This window comes from Streptomyces sp. NRRL S-378 (genome assembly GCF_000720645.1).
GTDB lineage: Bacteria > Actinomycetota > Actinomycetes > Streptomycetales > Streptomycetaceae > Streptomyces.
This window is the reverse complement of record NZ_JOBX01000025.1, coordinates 39,890-56,097: the sequence shown is the minus strand read 5'-3', so window position 1 is coordinate 56,097 and position 16,208 is coordinate 39,890. Positions and strand designations below refer to the sequence as shown.

Genomic DNA, 16,208 nt, shown 5'->3' with positions numbered 1-16,208 from the left:
CCCGGGGCCGCGGGCCGGTGTCAAGCTGGAGGCACGGACACGGAGGCTGTGATGGGGTTCTACGCCGAACGGATCGTGCCGCGGATCGTCGACGCCGCGTGCGGGGCGCGGACGACCCGGCCGCTCAGGCGGCGCGTCTGCGCCGGCCTGGCCGGGGAGGTCGTCGAGATCGGCTTCGGCAGCGGTCACAACGTCCCCTTCTACCCGCCGGGCGTCACGGGTGTGGCCGCGATCGAGCCCTCCGACCGGGGGTGGGGGCTCGCCGCCGACCGCGTGCGGGCCTCCCCGGTGCCGGTGCGGCGGGCGGGCTCGGACGGCCGGTCGCTGCCCTTCGAGGACGGCACCTTCGACGCCGCCCTGTCCACGTGGACGCTGTGCACCGTCCCGGACCCCCTGGTGGCCCTGCGCGAGGTGCGGCGCGTCCTGAAGCCCGGCGGCGCCCTGCACTTCGTCGAACACGGCCTGGCGCCGGAGGAGGACCGGCAGGTGCGCCGCTGGCAGCGCCGGATCGAACCGCTGCACAAGCGGCTCTGCGGGGGGTGCCACCTCACCCGGGAGACCGTCGGCCTGCTGACCGCCGCCGGCTTCACGGTCACGGAGCTCGACGTCTTCTACCAGGAGCGCGCGCCGAAGCCCTTCGCCGCCGCCTCGCTCGGCGTCGCGCTCTCGCCCGGGCCCCGGCGGCCCGCGCCTCAGTAGGTGACCGTGATCCGCCGGGCCGGTCCGTCCACCCGGATCCGCCCGCCCACGGGGATCACGAGCTGCGGGTCGGTGTGGCCGAGGTCCACGTCGAAGACCGCCATGGTGCCGGGGGCGTACTGCCGCAGCGCGCGCAGGACGGCCTCGCGCTGCTCCTCGCGGTAGCGCTCCTTCTGCCCGGCGTCGAAACGGTTCTCGAACGACCAGCTCTTCGCCCTGCCCATCAGCAGCGCGGGGAACTGCCGCAGCAGGCCCCGCTCGCCCATGTTCCGCAGGATCCGGTAGACCTCCTCCGCGCGCGGCATCTCCTCGGAGGTCTCCAGGAACAGCACGTCGCCGGCGTAGGCGTCGGGGGGCAGCACCGAGCGGTCGGCCGCCATCATCCAGGAGAGGATCTCCAGGTTGCCGCCCCAGCCGGCCCCTTCGGCCACCCGGTCGTCGTGGTGCCAGGTCCAGCCGTAGGAGCGTTCCATCGGCGGCTCGGCGTCGAAGGTGCGCGGGTCCTCCCAGGGGAGGTTGACGTCCCCGTACTCGCCGGACCGGTTGAGCTCGTACGGGCCCGAGGTGAACAGCGCCGCCCGGAGAGAGGCGGCGGTGGCCGGGTGCATCGCGCCGGGCCGGCCGAGCTCGACCATCACTGAGGCGCCGTGGTAGCAGACCATGCCCAGGTTGCGCAGGAACAGCAGGAGGTTGGTGTTGTCGCTGTATCCGATGAACGGCTTGGGGTGGGCGCGCAGGAGGTCGCCGTCGAGGTGGGGGAGGACGGTGATCTGGTCGTCGCCGCCGATGGTGGCGATCACCGCCTTGATGTCGGGGTCCGCGAAGGCGGCGTGGACGTCCGCGGCCCGCTCCTCGGGCGTCGAGCCCATCTTCCGCGTCGTCGGGTACTCCACCGGCTCCAGTCCGAAGTCCTCACGGAGCCTGCGCAGCCCCAGCTCGTGGGGGAGCGGGAAGAGGCCGGGCAGCCCGGACGAGGGGGACAGGACCGCGATCCGGTCCCCGGGGCGGGGTTTGGGCGGATACGTGAATTCGATCATGAGGTGATCGTAGGTTCCCGGACATCGCCGCTCACCGGGATTCCGTGACCTGCGGCGCCGGCGCGCGCAGGCGTACGGCGAGGGCGGCGATGTCGTCGTCGAGGCGTCCCCTGCTGTAGTGGAGGAGGTCGCGGTGGAGGGTCGTGAGCAGCTCGTGGGGCGGCGTCTGGGGCTGCCGCTCCATCCAGGCGGCCAGCGGGAAGAACTCGCCGTCGCGGGCGCGGGCCTCGGCGATCCCGTCGGTGTAGAGGAGCAGCAGGTCGTCGGGGGCGAAGTCGAAGCTGTCGATGCTGTACTGGTCGCCGATCAGGTCCGCGAGGCTGAGCAGCGGCGACGGGGTGGCCGACTCGAGGGTGCGGAGCCTGCCGTGGGTCAGGAGCAGGGGCGGGGGATGTCCGCAGTTGAGGATGTCGATGCGTTTCCCCTCGTGCGGGATCTCGACGAGCAGGGCGGTGGCGAAGCGCTCCATCGGCCCCTCCGGGGGAAAGGCGGCGTTGTAGCGCATGCTGCTGGCGTCGAGCCGGCGTGCGACCTCGACCATGTCGGTCTCGCCGTAGGCGGCCTCCCGGAAGGCGTTCACGATCGCGGCGGCGGCCCCCACGGCGGGCAGCCCCTTGCCGCGCACGTCACCGATGAGCAGCCTGACCCCGTGCGGGGTGTCGGCCACCTCGTAGAAGTCCCCGCCGATGCTGGCCTCCGCCGCGGCCGCGAGGTACAGCGATTCGATCTCGATCCTGCCGAGGCGGCGCGGCATGGGGCTCAGGACCACCTGCTGCGCCGCGTCGGCGACGAGCCGCACCTGGAAGAGCGTGCGCTCCCGCTGGAGCCTGACGTGGCTCCCGTACGCGGCGGCCACGGTGACCGCGATGATGCCCGCGGCCGTCCACCACGTCCCCAGGTCGGGGAAGACGAGGCTGAGGCCGATCATCAGGATGAGGCAGACGGTCCCGAGCAGGACGGTGGGGAGCACCGGCCACATGGCGGCGGCGAGGGCCGGCGCCGCGGGCAGGAGGCGGCTGAAGGCCATCTCCGGCGGAGTGTTGTATGCCAGGCCGGCGATGACGACGGTCAGGATGACCGGCGACAGCCGCACGAGTCTTCCCGGGCCGGGGCGCCTACGGAGTCGTGGCCGTCCAGACTCGATCACACTTCACAGGATATCTACGTAACCGGGGCATAGCGCTCTGGCGTGGCGAGCTTGACAGGGAAATCGAACATCCATTCTGATGAGTTATCCACAGCCGAACCGGTCGTGGAGGCGCATTGTCAGTGGCAGGCATTAGCGTCAATGGCGTGAAGCGATCGACTCAAGCAAACCGGGTGGAACCCATGGCAGGCACCGACCGCGAGAAGGCTCTCGACGCCGCTCTCGCACAGATTGAACGGCAATTCGGCAAGGGCGCGGTCATGCGCCTCGGCGACAAGCCGAACGACCCCATCGACGTCATCTCCACCGGGTCGACCGCGCTGGACATCGCCCTGGGCGTCGGCGGTCTGCCGCGCGGCCGCGTCGTCGAGATCTACGGCCCGGAATCCTCCGGTAAGACGACCCTGACCCTGCACGCCGTGGCCAACGCGCAGAAGGCCGGCGGCACCGTCGCCTTCGTGGACGCCGAGCACGCGCTCGATCCCGAGTACGCGAAGGCCCTCGGTGTCGACACCGACAACCTCATCCTGTCGCAGCCGGACACCGGTGAGCAGGCGCTGGAGATCGTGGACATGCTCGTCCGCTCCGGTGCCCTCGACCTGATCGTCATCGACTCCGTGGCGGCCCTCGTGCCGCGCGCCGAGATCGAGGGCGAGATGGGCGACTCGCACGTGGGTCTGCAGGCCCGTCTGATGAGCCAGGCGCTCCGGAAGATCACCGGTGCGCTCAACCAGTCCAAGACCACCGCGATCTTCATCAACCAGCTCCGCGAGAAGATCGGCGTGATGTTCGGCTCGCCGGAGACCACGACCGGTGGCCGCGCGCTGAAGTTCTACGCCTCGGTGCGCATCGACATCCGCCGCATCGAGACCCTGAAGGACGGCACGGAGGCGGTCGGTAACCGCACCCGCTGCAAGGTCGTGAAGAACAAGGTCGCGCCGCCGTTCAAGCAGGCCGAGTTCGACATCCTCTACGGCCAGGGCATCAGCCGCGAGGGCGGCCTGATCGACATGGGCGTGGAGCACGGCTTCATCCGCAAGGCCGGTGCCTGGTACACGTACGAGGGCGACCAGCTCGGCCAGGGCAAGGAGAACGCCCGCAACTTCCTGAAGGACAACCCGGATCTCGCGAACGAGATCGAGCGGAAGATCAAGGAGAAGCTGGGCGTGGGCGCGCGCAAGGACGGTGGCGGCGACGACGCGGCCGGTGCGGCTGCTGCCGCCGCCCCCGCCGACGCCGCGGCGGTTCCCGCCCCCGTGTCGAAGGCCAAGACGACGGCCAAGGCCGCCGTGACCAAGAGCTGATCCATGCGCGAGCAGGAAGGGGGCGGTGGGAGCCGAGGAGGCCGTGAGGGCCGCCAGGAGCTGCCGCCCCAGAGCCCCGAGGAGCAGGCGCGGGCGATCTGCCTGCGTCTGCTCACGGGGAGCCCGCGCACCCGGCGCCAGCTCGCGGACGCCCTGCACAAGCGGGGCATCCCCGACGAGGTGTCGCAGGAGGTCCTCTCCCGGTACGAGGAGGTGGGCCTGATCGACGACGCGGCGTTCGCCGGAGCCTGGGTCGAGTCCCGCCACCGTGGCAGGGGCCTGGCCCGCCGGGCACTCGCGCAGGAGCTCCGGACCAAGGGGGTGCACGCCACCCTGGTGGAGGAGGCCCTGGGACAGCTGGACTCCGACCAGGAGGAGCAGACCGCCCGCGAGCTCGTCGAGCGCAAGCTCCGCTCCACCCGGGGCCTGGAGCGGGACAAGCGGATCCGGCGCCTGGCCGGGATGCTCGCCCGCAAGGGGTACCCGGAGGGCATGGCCCTGCGCGTGGTCCGCCGGGCCCTGGAGGCGGAGGGCGAGGTCGCCGACGACCTCGGGTACGCGGGGGAGTGAGCCCGAGGGCCCGGGGTGGGGGCAGCCCCCGGGCCGGGACGCCAGGCGACTCCAGTGCCCGCAGGAGCGCCTCGCAGCTGAGTGGGCGCCATGATGCTGCGCTACGTCCTCCAGACCGCTAGGCACCGCAAGGCCGGATTCCTCGGAGCCTTCGTCGCACTGCTGTGCGCGACCGCCCTCATCACCGCCTGCGGCACCCTCGGCGGTCCTGCCGGTCGCGTACGCGGCGGTGGTGGGCCTGGCCGGGCTGCTGGCCCTGGCGGCCACCGCGATCCCGGGCCGGGCGGCGCTGCGGGCGGCTCCGGTGGAGGTCGCCACGGCGAAGGGGTGAGGTCCGGGGCCGCACCGCGACGGCGGTGCGGCCCCGGCGCGCTCACGGGTGCGGCGCCGCCGTCGGGGGCTCGGTAGCCGTGACGACGGGGAGGCCCGCCGACTTCCATGCCTGGAAGCCACCGGTCAGGTCGGTCGCGCGGTGCAGGCCCAGGGCGTGCAGCGAGGCCGCGGCGAGGCTGGACGCGTAGCCCTCGTTGCAGATCACCACCACCCGGAGGTCGTGGCCCGTGGCTTCGGCGGCGCGGTGGCTGCCCGTCGGATCCAGGCGCCACTCCAGCTCGTTGCGCTCGACCACCAGCGCTCCCGGGATCAGGCCGTCCCGCTCCCGCAGGGCCTGGTAGCGGATGTCCACCAGGAGCGCCCCGGCCGCCGAGGCCGCGTACGCCTCCTGCGCGTCGACCCGGGTGTAGCCCGCCCGGACGCGCTCCAGCAGCTCGTCGATGCCGACCGGGGTGACCGGTCCGCGCCGGGCGCTCACTGCCAGTCCGCCGGACGCTCGACCTGCTCCAGGTGCAGCACCGGCCCGCTGCGGCTGTAGCGGCGGATCAGCGGGAGCGGCGGGTAGTACGCGTGCACCGAGACCGCGTGCTCGTCCGGAGACTCGTTGAGGACCTCGTGCACGTGGTGACGCCCGAAGGCCCGTCCGCCGCCCACCGCCAGGGTGCGGCTGCTGTCGACGCCGGGGGCCAGCTCCAGCGACCGCCAGCCCTCCGAGGGCAGGCGCACGGCCAGCGAGCGTTCGGTGAGCCGGCCGCGGGCGGTCGCGAACGCGCCGAGCGATTCGGCGTGGTCGTGCCAGCCGGTGCCGGTGCCCGGCGGCCAGCCGATCAGCCAGGCCTCGCTGCCGCCGGGCCCGTCGAGGCGGATCCAGGTGCGGCCCTCGGGATCGAGCGGCAGCGACGCCACGATCCCGGGGTCGGCCGCGGTACGGAGGGCGAAGTCGAGGAGTTCGGTGGCCGAGGGGCCCTGGGCCCGTACGGACTCAGGGGTGTACGCGGGTGCGGGTGCAGACATGGAAAGTGACCGTTCCTGGGTTCGCGGAAATGCGCGCAGGCCGGTGGACGGCACGGGGCGCGCGGAGGGAAGGGCGAATCAGCAGGAAGGGCGACACACGCAGCCCGCGTAGCGGAGCAGGTCCATATGGACCCTCCGCCACAGGCGTACGTCGTTGCCGGTCATTTCGCGAGTGAACCACGCGGGCCCGTACACGGTCAATCGATCACCGCGGTCGTTCGATCACCGAGGTCGTTCGGCCCCGGCGGTCGGCCGGCCCTGGCCGTGGGCCGATCCCCGCGCTCAGTCGACCACCACGGTCTTCGACGTCGAGGGCGTGGGCACCCGGGACGCGGGAGCACCGGCCCGCACGGCGTCCGCCGCCTCGTACAGCTCCGCCGGGCGGACCCCCGCGAACGTGGCCGCCAGGTGGCCGTCCGGCCGTACCAGCAGCACGGTGTGCGCCGGCGCGCCCGGGTAGCTGTCCGCGACCAGCAGATCGGTGCGCACGGGCAGGGCGCTGACGGCCGCGGCCAGGCGGGGCATCAGCCCGGCACCCAGCCAGTGGCGCCGGTCCCAGACCCCGGTGCCCGGGGCCACCAGGACCGCCAGCAGCCGGCCCTGACCCAGCAGGTCGCGCAGCGGCACGGTCGCCCCGTCGGGCGCCGTGACGGGGACGTTCGCCACCGGACCGCCCGGTTCCGTGTCGGTCGGCACCTCGCGCACGGCGACCGGCGGGGCGTACGCCGGCTCCGCGCCCAGCGGCCCCCGTCCCAGGTGGCCGTCGGTCAGGAGGGACTCGGCGGAACGCGAGGCCCCGGGGAGGTAGGTGCGCAGGCCGCCTCCGGACCGCAGTGCCGGCATCGCCTGGTCGGCCGCGCGCAGCCGGGAGGCCACCGCGGTGCGCCGCTCGCCCTCGTAGCCGTCGAGCAGGGCCTCGGAGGCACCCTGGTGCCAGGCCAGCGAGAGCTTCCACGCCAGGTTCTCGGCGTCGCGGAGCCCCTCCTCGACCCCCTGGGTGCCGAGGGCGCCCAGCAGGTGCGCGGCGTCGCCGGCGAGGAAGGCCCGCCCGTCGCGCCAGCGCCGGGCCAGCCGGTGGTGCAGGGTGTGCACGCCGGTGTCGAGCAGGTCGTACGGGGGAGTCGTACCGCCGCACCACTGGGCGAGGGTGTCGCGGATCAGGGTGACCAGCGCGTCGGGGGTGACCAGATCGCCGCGGGCCGGGAGCAGCCAGTCCAGCCGCCAGACCCCGTCGGGCAGCGGCCGGGAGGTGACTTCCTGCGCCCCGCCGCGCTGCAGCAGGGCCTCGCCGGGCCACGGCAGTTCGGTGCGCAGCGCCGCCACGGCGTGCCGCTCGACGGCGGTACGGCCCGGGAAGCGGATGCCGAGCAGTTTGCGCACGGTGGAGCGGGCTCCGTCGCAGCCGACCAGGTAACTCCCGCGCCACCAGGTGGTCTCGGCGCCCCGGGTGTGCGCGGTGACGCCGCGGTCGTCCTGTTCCAGGGAGTCCAGCCGGCTGTCGCAGATCAGCTGGACGAGGGGGTGCGCCACGGCGGCGGCGCGCAGTCCGCGCGCCAGGGCGTGCTGCGGGACGTGCAGGGGGGCGGGGTGGTCCTCGAAGGTGAGCCGGTGGACGTCACGGCCGCGCCGCATCGTGCGCCAGGCGGCGAAGTACGCCCCCTCGTCGCGCAGCGTCGTACAGCCCAGCCGGTGCGCCATGGCCGCGGTGTCCGCGTGCAGGACGACCGTACGGGCGGGCCGGACCTCCTCCTTGGCGGGCCGCTCGTCGAGCACGACGGAGGGCACGCCCGCGCCCGCGAGGGCGAGGGCCAGGGACAGCCCGACGGGCCCCGCGCCGACGACGATCACCGGGTCCATGGCGCGGCTCCCGATGTCCGGTATGTGATCACAGAACGTATGCAACCCATTGGAGGTGTCTGCGTCAAGTGACACCCGAGGGCGCAACGCAGTGTGGTGCGGCGGATGAGTTCCGCCGCACCACACTGGATGCGCATTACGACTGACCGTACGTCAGACCTCAGGGGGTCGTCGGCCGGGGTGCCGTCAGGCTCCGGCCGCGGTGTTCGCCCCGGGGACCGGGTCGTCGACCTCTTCCGCGCCGAGCACCGCGCCGGTGCTCTTCTTCGATGCCCGCAGCCGCTTCTCCAGCCAGGAGGCCAGAGTGGTCAGGGCGAAGTTCACCACGATGTAGATCAGGGCGATCACGAACATGGTCGCGATGGTGTTGCTGTAGTTCGCCGCGATCTGCCGGTTCATGGAGAGCAGTTCCGCGAAGCCGAGCAGGGCGCCGCCGAGCGCGGTGTCCTTGAGGATCACGACGAGCTGGCTGACCAGGGCCGGCAGCATGGCCGTGACGGCCTGCGGCAGCAGCACGTGGGTCATGGTCTGGCCCTTGCGCAGGCCGATCGCCTTCGCGGCCTCGGCCTGTCCCTTCGGGAGGGAGAGCACGCCCGCCCGGACGATCTCGGCGATGACGGCCGAGTTGTAGAGGACCAGGCCCGTGACCACGGCCCAGAACGGCCGGGTGTCGGAGGGGACGTCCATGAGCTGGGGTGCGTACAGCGCGTTGCTGAACAGCATCAGCATCAGCACCGGGATGGCGCGGAAGAACTCCACCCACGCCCCGACCGCGGCCCGCACCCAGGCGTGGTCGGACAGCCGGCCGATGCCCAGCGCGGCACCGAGCGGGAGGGCGATCACCATGGCGAGCGCGCCGGCCTTGAGGGTCTCCATCAGGCCGGGGATCAGGTACGTGGTCCAGATCTGCCCGTCGGTGACGAAGGGGGTCCACTTGTCGGCGTCGAGCTGGCCCTTCTCGCCCATGAGGGACAGCGCCCACCACAGGACGAGCCCGAACAGGACGACGAAGATCCCGCTGTAGATCCAGTTGCGCACCTTGGCCTTGGGGCCCGGGGTGTCGTACAGCACGGAGCTCATCGCTTCACCGCCACTCGCTTGGCCACCCAGCCCAGCAGCAGGCCGGTGGGCAGGGTCAGAAGGACGAAACCGAGGGCGAAGACCGCGAAGACGGCGAAGACCGCCTGGGCCTCGTTCTCCAGCATTTCCTTCATCAGCAGCGCCGCCTCGGCCACGCCGATGGTCGCCGCCACCGTGGTGTTCTTGGTGAGCGCGATCAGTACGTTGGCGAGCGGTGCGACGACCGCCCGGAAGGCCTGGGGGAGCACGATCAGGGTGAGCACCTGGAAGAAGCTCAGCCCCAGCGCGCGGGCCGCCTCGGCCTGGCCGACGGGCACGGTGTTGATGCCGGAGCGCAGGGCCTCGCAGACGAAGGTTCCGGTGTAGGCGACCAGTCCGAGGACCGCGAGCCGGAAGCCGGTCTCCTTGAACGTTTCGCCGCCCAGGTTGATGCCGAGGGTCTGGCTCAGGCCCAGTGAGCAGCCGATGATCAGCAAGGTCAGCGGCGTGTTGCGCACCAGGTTGACGTACGCGGTGCCGAAGCCGCGGAGCAGCGGGACCGGGCTGACCCGCATCCCCGCCAGGACGGTGCCCCAGATCAGGGACCCGACCGCCGAGTAGAGGGTGAGCTGAACCGTCACCCAGAAGGCTCCGAGCACGTCGTACTGCCCGGAATCAAGAAAATCGAACACGATGCCCTGCGCTCTCCCCAGGATGGCCGGTGAGGTGCGCTGCCGCCCGCGGCAGGCGGGCGGCGACGCCCCTCACCGATGAATCAGCTGCCTTCGGTGATCTGCGGGGCAGGCTCGTTCTTGTAGTTGGCCGGGCCGAGGTTCTTGTCCACGGCCTTCTGCCAGCTGCCGTCCTCGACCATCTTCTTGAGCGCGCCGTTGATCTTGGTCTGGAGCTCCTTGTCGCCCTTCTTCAGACCGATGCCGTAGTTCTCGTTGCTCATGCTCAGGCCGACGAGCTTGAACTTGCCCTTGTTCTTCTCCTGCGCCGCGTAACCCGCCAGGATCGAGTTGTCCGTGGTCAGGGCGTCGACGGCCTTGTTCTCCAGGCCGGTGAGGCACTCGGAGTAGCCTCCCTGCTCCAGCAGGTCGGCCTCGGGGGCCAGGTTCTTCTTGACGTTCTGCGCCGAGGTGGAGCCGGTGACCGAGCAGAGCTTCTTCTTGTTCAGGTCCTCGACCTTGGTGATGCTCGTGTCGTCGGCGCGGACCAGCAGGTCCTGGTGCGCGAGGAAGTACGGGCCGGCGAAGTCGACCCGCTCCTTGCGCTTGTCGTTGATCGAGTAGGTCGCGACGATGAACTTGACGTCGCCGTTGGAGATCAGGTTCTCGCGCTCGGCGCTGACGGCCTGCTTGAACTCGATCTGGTCGGGCTGGTAGCCGAGCTCCTTGGCGACGTAGGTCGCCACGTCGACGTCGAAGCCCGTGAACTTGCCGTCCGGGGTCTTCAGGCCGAGACCGGGCTGGTCGAACTTGATACCGACGACGATCTTGTCCTTGGCGCCACCGGAGGCACCGCCGTCACTGGCGGCGTCCTTCTTGCTGCCGCCACACGCGGTCGCGGTCAGGGACAGGGCTACGGCGACGGCCGCGGCCGCAGCGGCCTTGGAGATCTTCATGGTGAACTTCCCTCGGATGAGACGTTGTTGAACGACGAGCGACGCTTACGGCGCACGCACGGCCGACAGGAACCGTTCCGGGAGTGATCCGCATACGGATGACTACCAGACGTGAACCTCAGTGGTGCAGGATCTTCGACAGGAAGTCCTTAGCCCGATCACTGCGCGGGTTGCTGAAGAACTGCTCGGGGGTGGCCTCTTCGACGATCTTTCCGTCGGCCATGAAGACGACCCGGTTCGCCGCGGAGCGGGCGAAGCCCATCTCGTGCGTGACGACCACCATGGTCATCCCCTCACGGGCGAGCTGCTGCATGACCTCCAGCACCTCGTTGATCATCTCCGGGTCCAGGGCGGAGGTGGGCTCGTCGAAGAGCATCACCTTCGGCTCCATCGCCAGCGCCCGGGCGATCGCCACGCGCTGCTGCTGACCGCCGGAGAGCTGGGCCGGGTACTTGTCGGCCTGCGTGCCGACGCCGACCCGCTCCAGCAGGGACACCGCCTTCGCGCGGGCCGTGGCCTGGTCCGTCCCGCGGACCTTCAGCTGGCCCAGCATGACGTTCTCCAGCACCGTCTTGTGCGCGAAGAGATTGAACGACTGGAACACCATGCCGACGTCGGCACGCAGACGGGCGAGCTCCTTGCCCTCGGAAGGCAGCTCCTTGCCGTCGAGCGTGATGGTGCCCGAGTCGATGGTCTCCAGGCGGTTGATGGTCCGGCAGAGCGTGGACTTGCCCGATCCCGAAGGACCGATCACCACGACCACCTCGCCGCGGGCAATGCTCAGATCGATGTCCTGAAGCACGTGCAGCGCGCCGAAGTGCTTGTTGACGTTGCTCAGCACGACCAGGTCGTCCGCGGTACCGGCCGCGTCCTGAACGTCCTTGGTCACTGATACTCCGCTCATCGGCTTCTAGCTCCGTCCTCCTCGGTTGGGAGGACAGTAGTGACGAGGCGCGCACAACGTCATCACATCTGAGGGAGAATTGAGCATAACGATCCGGCCTCTTCCGGATACGCTCCGTGCGCGGTACCGGCGTGGTCGATCATGTCCGCGTACCGGGTGCATAACGGAAGGCGCGCCGCGGCGGAACCCTCTTGACGTGGGACTCCGCATGGGCGTGGATGCAGGGTGGCCATTTCTGCGGCCGTACGCGCGGCACCGACCGGCCGCGAGACCGCAAGGACCCGACCGTGACCATGACCGGGGCGCGGGTCGACCGAGAGAAGTAGGAGAGGGGGACGACATGAGACTGCTGCTCGTCGAGGACGACGACCACGTCGCCGCCGCCCTGTCCGCGATCCTCGCCCGGCACGGCTTCCAGGTCACCCACGCCCGCAACGGCGAAGAGGCCCTGCAGGCACTGCTGCCGGCCGGCGCCCCGCCCTTCGGCGTGGTCCTGCTCGACCTCGGCCTGCCCGACCAGGACGGCTACGAGGTGTGCGGCAGGATCCGCAAGCGCACCGCCACACCCGTCATCATGGTCACCGCGCGGGCCGACGTACGCTCCCGCATCCACGGCCTGAACATGGGCGCCGACGACTACGTCGTCAAGCCCTACGACACCGGCGAGCTCCTCGCCCGCATCCACGCCGTCGCCCGGCGCACCGGAGCCTCCGAGGAGACCGCCGCCGGAAGCGGTGCACCCACCACCGTCCGCCTCGGCCCCGTCAGCATCGAGCTGCCCACCCGCCGGGTCAGCGTGGACGGCACCGACGTACCCCTCACCCGCAAGGAGTTCGACCTGCTGGCCCTGCTCGCGCAGCGGCCCGGCGTCGTCTTCCGCCGCGAACAGATCATCAGCGAGGTGTGGCGCACCAGCTGGGAGGGGACCGGGCGCACCCTCGAGGTGCACGTCGCCTCGCTGCGTTCCAAGCTGCGCATGCCCGCCCTCATCGAGACCGTCCGCGGGGTGGGCTACCGGCTCGTCTCCCCGGCCGCCCCCTAGGAACCTCCTGCCGTGCGCGCCCGTCTGCTCCCCCTGCTCGTCATCCTGATGGCGGGCACGCTCCTCGCGCTCGGCTTCCCGCTCGCCGTGAGCCTCGCCGCCGGGCAGCAGCAGCGGGTGGTCGTCGACCGCATCGACGACAGCGCCCGCTTCGCCGCCCTCGCCCAGTTCGTCATCGACGCCCGCGGCTCCGGCTCCACCGGGGCGGACGAGCGCGAGGAGACCCTCCAGCACGAACTCGGCCGCTACCACGAGCTGTACGGCATCCGCGTCGGCATCTTCAACCGCGACGACAACGCCATGGTCCGCTCCCCGGGCTGGTGGCGGCTCCCGGAATCCGGTGAGGGCCGCAAGGCCTTCAGCGAGGCGCTCGCCGGGCGCCGCAGCCACGACCCGCCCCAGGTCTGGCCCTGGCAGACCAACGGAAAGCTGCTCGTCGCCTCACCGGTCGTCCTCGACGGCGACGTGGTCGCCGTCGTCGCCACCGAATCGCCGACCGACCTCATGCGCGGCCGGATCCTGAAGGGCTGGCTGCTCATCGCCGGCGGCCTCGCCGCCGCCATGCTCGTCGCCTTCGGCGCCGCCCTGCAGCTCACCAGCTGGGTGCTCAAGCCCGTACGGACCCTGGACGCCGCCGCCCACGGCATCGCCACCGGCCGGATGAACTCCCGGGTCGCGGCCGCCAGCGGCCCGCCGGAACTCCAGCGCCTGGCGCACTCGTTCAACGAGATGGCCGACAACGTCGAAGAGGCACTGGAACAGCAGCGGGCGTTCGTCGCCGACGCCTCGCACCAGCTGCGCAACCCGCTCGCCGCACTGCTCCTGCGCATCGAGCTGCTCGCCCTCGAACTGCCCGAGGGCAACGAGGAGATCGCCTCCGTACGCACCGAGGGCAAACGCCTCACCCAGGTCCTGGACGACCTCCTGGACCTCGCGCTGGCCGAGCACGCCTCCGCCGAGATCAGCCTCACCGACATCGGCGCCCTCGCCGCGGAACGGGTCGCCGCCTGGCGGCCGTACGCCGAGGAGAAGGGCGTACGGCTCACCGAGACGGGCCGGACCGCCGTCACCGGCTGGGCCGATCCCATCGCCCTGTCCAGCGCGCTCGACGCCGTCATCGACAACGCCCTCAAGTTCACGCCCGCCGGAGAGGAGGTCGAGGTGTCGGTCTCGGCCGAGGGCCGCTCGGTCCGCGTCGTCGTCGCCGACCGCGGCCCCGGCCTCACCGAGGAGGAGCTGCAGCGGGTCGGAGACCGGTTCTGGCGCAGCGGCCGCCACCAGAACATCAAGGGTTCCGGCCTCGGGCTGTCGATCTCCCGGGCCCTGCTCGCCGGGGGCGGCGGGACCCTCTCCTACGAGACGAACCCGCCGCACGGGCTGCGGGTGACCGTGACGGTCCCGCGCACCGGCCCCGAGCCCTCCTGACTCCCGCCGGGCCGGCTACGGCCCCCAGGGCAGGGTCGTGCGGGCCGGCGCGGACACCGCGTACAGCTCGTCCACGGCCCGCACCTCGAAGACGGCCGCCCCCTCCCGGCCGGCCCGCGGCACCCCGGGGAGGTAGAGCGCCGTCCCGCAGGTCCCGCCGAGGAAGCGGCGGCCGCCGTCGGGCAGCACCCGGTGCACCTCGTAGTGGCGCGGCCGTCCCCCCGCACCGGCCGCCGCCCGCCAGGACAGGCGGAGCCAGGCCCGGCCGTCCTGCCGGGCTGCGGCGTCCACGGCCGCCGCGGTGGGCGGGGCCGGACGCCGGCCGCCGGAACCGTCGTGCACCGACAGGGCGCCGAGGCGCCACACCAGCGGCCCGCCCCCGGACGCGGTGATCCGTACGGCCAGGGCGTACGCGGTCCTGCCCGCCAGCGGTGCGAGCGCCGCCCGCGCCGTGCGCCAGCCCGGCCCCGCGCCCGTGCTTCCGGCCCGCAGCCAGACGTACGGGACCGGGCCGCCGGGGACGGAGGCTTCGCGGGTGGCCACGCCGACCTCGGCCGTGACCGGACCCGACCCGGTCGCGTGCACCAGTTCCACGACGCTCCCGCGGGTCAGCGGCAGCCGCGTGGAGTGCAGCCCGACGGTCACCGGAGCCGTCGGGCCGCCCGAGACCAGCAGGCTGGAACCGCCGCGCCAGGCGTCCGTGAAGTCCAGGGTGACGGACGGGCGCGGCCCGGCGGTCTCCACCACCCAGCGTCGGCCCGGCAGCCGGTCCTGGAGCCCCAGGTGGTTCCAGGGCGTGTCCGACACGACCTCGCCCTCCTCGTACCAGCGCAGACCGTGACCGGTGTTGAAGCAGCACGCGAAGGGCAGCCCGGTGACCGTGGACCGGTCGGCGACGACCGTCGCGGGAGCCCGCCAGGACCTCTCGGGCGCGGGCCGGGCCGGGTCCAGGGACTCGCCCGTCCAGAAGCGGTCGTCCGCGCGGTGGAAGGCGCCGGGGGAGCGGTCCGTGAGGTGGTTGCGGGTCCACTCCGGCCGGTAGAAGGCGTAGCTGACGACGTGGTCGCGTGTGCGCGGGACGATCGCGTCCCAGCGGACGGCGGATTCGCAGCCCCGGGACTCCGTGTCCACCGCCGCCCACAGCTCGTACCGCGAGCGGCCCAGCCGGTCGGCGAGCGCGCCCGAGGCGGCCAGCGTGTCCGGGGTCCAGCGGAAGTCCACGAACATCGTGTCCGCGACCTTCCCGGCCCGGTCCTCGTAGAACTCCTGGTTGAGGGCGTTCAGGGCGCCCTGCCAGCCGACCCGGCCGGTGCTGTTCATGGCGTCGTACCAGGTGATCCGCAGGCCGTGCGGCGCGCCCGCCGCCCGCAGGGCCCGCAGGAACTCCCGCATCCGGGTGGCCAGCGCGCTGTCGCCGCCGTCGGTCTCGGCGTTGACGAACCAGCCGTCGAAGCCGTACGCCCGCGCCACCCGGACGAGCTGCTCCGCGATCGGGAAGCGGCCCGACGGGTCGCGCTGCACCAGGTCGCGGGTCCACCGGAGGTCGCCCCCGTACGCCACGGGCGGCAGGAACACGTTGCCCAGCACCCGGACCCCGTTGCGGTGCGCGGCGTCGACCACGGGCGCGTTCGGGGCCAGGACGATCCCCTCGCCGGCGGAACCGCCCCAGAAGACCAGCTCGTCGATGTACGCCCAGTGCGTGAGCGCGTAGTAGTCGGCGGTGGGAGAGCCCTGCGAAGGATTCCCGGCGGTCGGTGCGAAGGAGACGAGGGAGGAGATCCGGGCCTGGCCGGTGCGGGCGGTCCTGTTGGCCGGGACGGGCGTGAACCGTTCGGCGAGCGGCACGGTCGCGGTGTTGTGGGCCAGATCGGGGTCGTCCTCGGGGGTCCACCGGCTGAGCGAGCGCCACACGATCCCGGGCCCCGGGGTGCCCGCCGGGAGGGAGTCCGGGAACCAGTAGGAGGCGTACGGAGCCAGGCCGGCCGGCTCGGGTACGGGGGCCGGTGTGGGTGTGGAGGGCGGTGCCGGTGCGGGGGCCGTGGGGGACGCGGCCCGGGCCCGCCCGGCCACGCCCAGCAGCGCGGCGGCGCCGGCCCCGGCGACCAGCACTCTGCGACGGTTCGGCCGTAACGGGACGGGCGGCGTACGCGGATCGACGCCGCGGTCGGTCTCGGACATGCGGGGCTCCTC

16 protein-coding genes are annotated in these 16,208 nt (G+C 72.2%); 5 read left to right on the top strand and 11 right to left on the bottom strand.

Annotation, left to right across the window (positions count from 1 at the left end; all coding sequences use genetic code 11):
- Positions 1 to 51 precede the first annotated feature (51 nt).
- Entirely contained in the window at positions 52 to 699 is a 648-nt protein-coding gene (locus IH80_RS0119335) for a class I SAM-dependent methyltransferase (protein WP_030961993.1), read from the top strand.
- On the opposite strand, the gene IH80_RS0119330 is transcribed toward IH80_RS0119335, so the two are convergent.
- Both IH80_RS0119330 and IH80_RS0119325 read right to left on the bottom strand, forming a co-directional pair.
- Complete coding sequence (locus IH80_RS0119330) at positions 693 to 1,736, bottom strand: S66 family peptidase (RefSeq protein WP_030961992.1); 1,044 nt, start codon at positions 1,734 to 1,736, stop codon at positions 693 to 695. The two genes, IH80_RS0119335 and IH80_RS0119330, sit on opposite strands and share 7 nt — an antisense overlap.
- Before the next feature lie 31 nt (positions 1,737 to 1,767).
- On the bottom strand, positions 1,768 to 2,829 hold the full coding sequence (locus IH80_RS0119325; protein ID WP_037880458.1) for a PP2C family protein-serine/threonine phosphatase: 1,062 nt from the start codon (positions 2,827 to 2,829) through the stop codon (positions 1,768 to 1,770).
- 236 nt (positions 2,830 to 3,065) lie between these two features.
- Between IH80_RS0119325 and recA the strand changes: the two genes are divergently transcribed.
- Together recA and recX are read left to right on the top strand one after the other, a co-directional pair.
- Entirely contained in the window at positions 3,066 to 4,187 is a 1,122-nt protein-coding gene (recA, locus tag IH80_RS0119320) for a recombinase RecA (RefSeq protein WP_030961989.1), read from the top strand.
- Between the two features lie 3 nt (positions 4,188 to 4,190).
- A complete protein-coding gene (recX, locus tag IH80_RS0119315) occupies positions 4,191 to 4,757 on the top strand; it encodes a recombination regulator RecX (RefSeq protein ID WP_051809555.1) in 567 nt (188 codons plus the stop codon).
- Between the two features lie 373 nt (positions 4,758 to 5,130).
- On the opposite strand, the gene IH80_RS0119305 is transcribed toward recX, so the two are convergent.
- From IH80_RS0119305 to IH80_RS0119275, 8 genes are all read right to left on the bottom strand, one after another.
- A complete protein-coding gene (locus tag IH80_RS0119305; RefSeq protein ID WP_234432290.1) occupies positions 5,131 to 5,568 on the bottom strand; it encodes a rhodanese-like domain-containing protein in 438 nt (145 codons plus the stop codon).
- Entirely contained in the window at positions 5,565 to 6,104 is a 540-nt protein-coding gene (locus IH80_RS0119300; RefSeq protein WP_030961984.1) for a cysteine dioxygenase, read from the bottom strand. Before IH80_RS0119300 ends, IH80_RS0119305 begins: the two co-directional genes overlap by 4 nt.
- 78 nt (positions 6,105 to 6,182) lie before the next feature.
- The gene (locus IH80_RS47380) at positions 6,183 to 6,269 is read right to left on the bottom strand and encodes a putative leader peptide (RefSeq protein WP_311318651.1); all 87 of its coding nucleotides are present in this window, start codon (positions 6,267 to 6,269) and stop codon (positions 6,183 to 6,185) included.
- A 117-nt stretch (positions 6,270 to 6,386) separates the two neighbouring features.
- Positions 6,387 to 7,961, bottom strand: a complete 1,575-nt coding sequence (locus tag IH80_RS0119295) for an FAD-dependent monooxygenase (RefSeq protein WP_030961983.1) — start codon at positions 7,959 to 7,961, stop codon at positions 6,387 to 6,389.
- A 186-nt stretch (positions 7,962 to 8,147) separates the two neighbouring features.
- Complete coding sequence (locus IH80_RS0119290) at positions 8,148 to 9,041, bottom strand: amino acid ABC transporter permease (RefSeq protein WP_037880456.1); 894 nt, start codon at positions 9,039 to 9,041, stop codon at positions 8,148 to 8,150.
- Positions 9,038 to 9,712, bottom strand: a complete 675-nt coding sequence (locus IH80_RS0119285) for an amino acid ABC transporter permease (protein WP_030961980.1) — start codon at positions 9,710 to 9,712, stop codon at positions 9,038 to 9,040. Before IH80_RS0119285 ends, IH80_RS0119290 begins: the two co-directional genes overlap by 4 nt.
- Before the next feature lie 83 nt (positions 9,713 to 9,795).
- On the bottom strand, positions 9,796 to 10,647 hold the full coding sequence (locus IH80_RS0119280; RefSeq protein ID WP_030961979.1) for a glutamate ABC transporter substrate-binding protein: 852 nt from the start codon (positions 10,645 to 10,647) through the stop codon (positions 9,796 to 9,798).
- 118 nt (positions 10,648 to 10,765) lie between these two features.
- The gene (locus tag IH80_RS0119275; RefSeq protein ID WP_030961978.1) at positions 10,766 to 11,551 is read right to left on the bottom strand and encodes an amino acid ABC transporter ATP-binding protein; all 786 of its coding nucleotides are present in this window, start codon (positions 11,549 to 11,551) and stop codon (positions 10,766 to 10,768) included.
- A 340-nt stretch (positions 11,552 to 11,891) separates the two neighbouring features.
- Between IH80_RS0119275 and IH80_RS0119270 the strand changes: the two genes are divergently transcribed.
- A complete protein-coding gene (locus IH80_RS0119270) occupies positions 11,892 to 12,593 on the top strand; it encodes a response regulator transcription factor (protein WP_030961977.1) in 702 nt (233 codons plus the stop codon).
- 12 nt (positions 12,594 to 12,605) lie between these two features.
- Entirely contained in the window at positions 12,606 to 14,018 is a 1,413-nt protein-coding gene (locus tag IH80_RS0119265; protein WP_030961976.1) for a sensor histidine kinase, read from the top strand.
- 15 nt (positions 14,019 to 14,033) lie between these two features.
- Here IH80_RS0119265 and IH80_RS0119260 read toward each other — a convergent pair whose 3' ends face one another.
- Positions 14,034 to 16,196: an endo-beta-N-acetylglucosaminidase gene (locus IH80_RS0119260; RefSeq protein ID WP_051809553.1), complete on the bottom strand. Its 2,163-nt coding sequence runs from the start codon at positions 16,194 to 16,196 to the stop codon at positions 14,034 to 14,036.
- Positions 16,197 to 16,208: the final 12 nt, after the last annotated feature.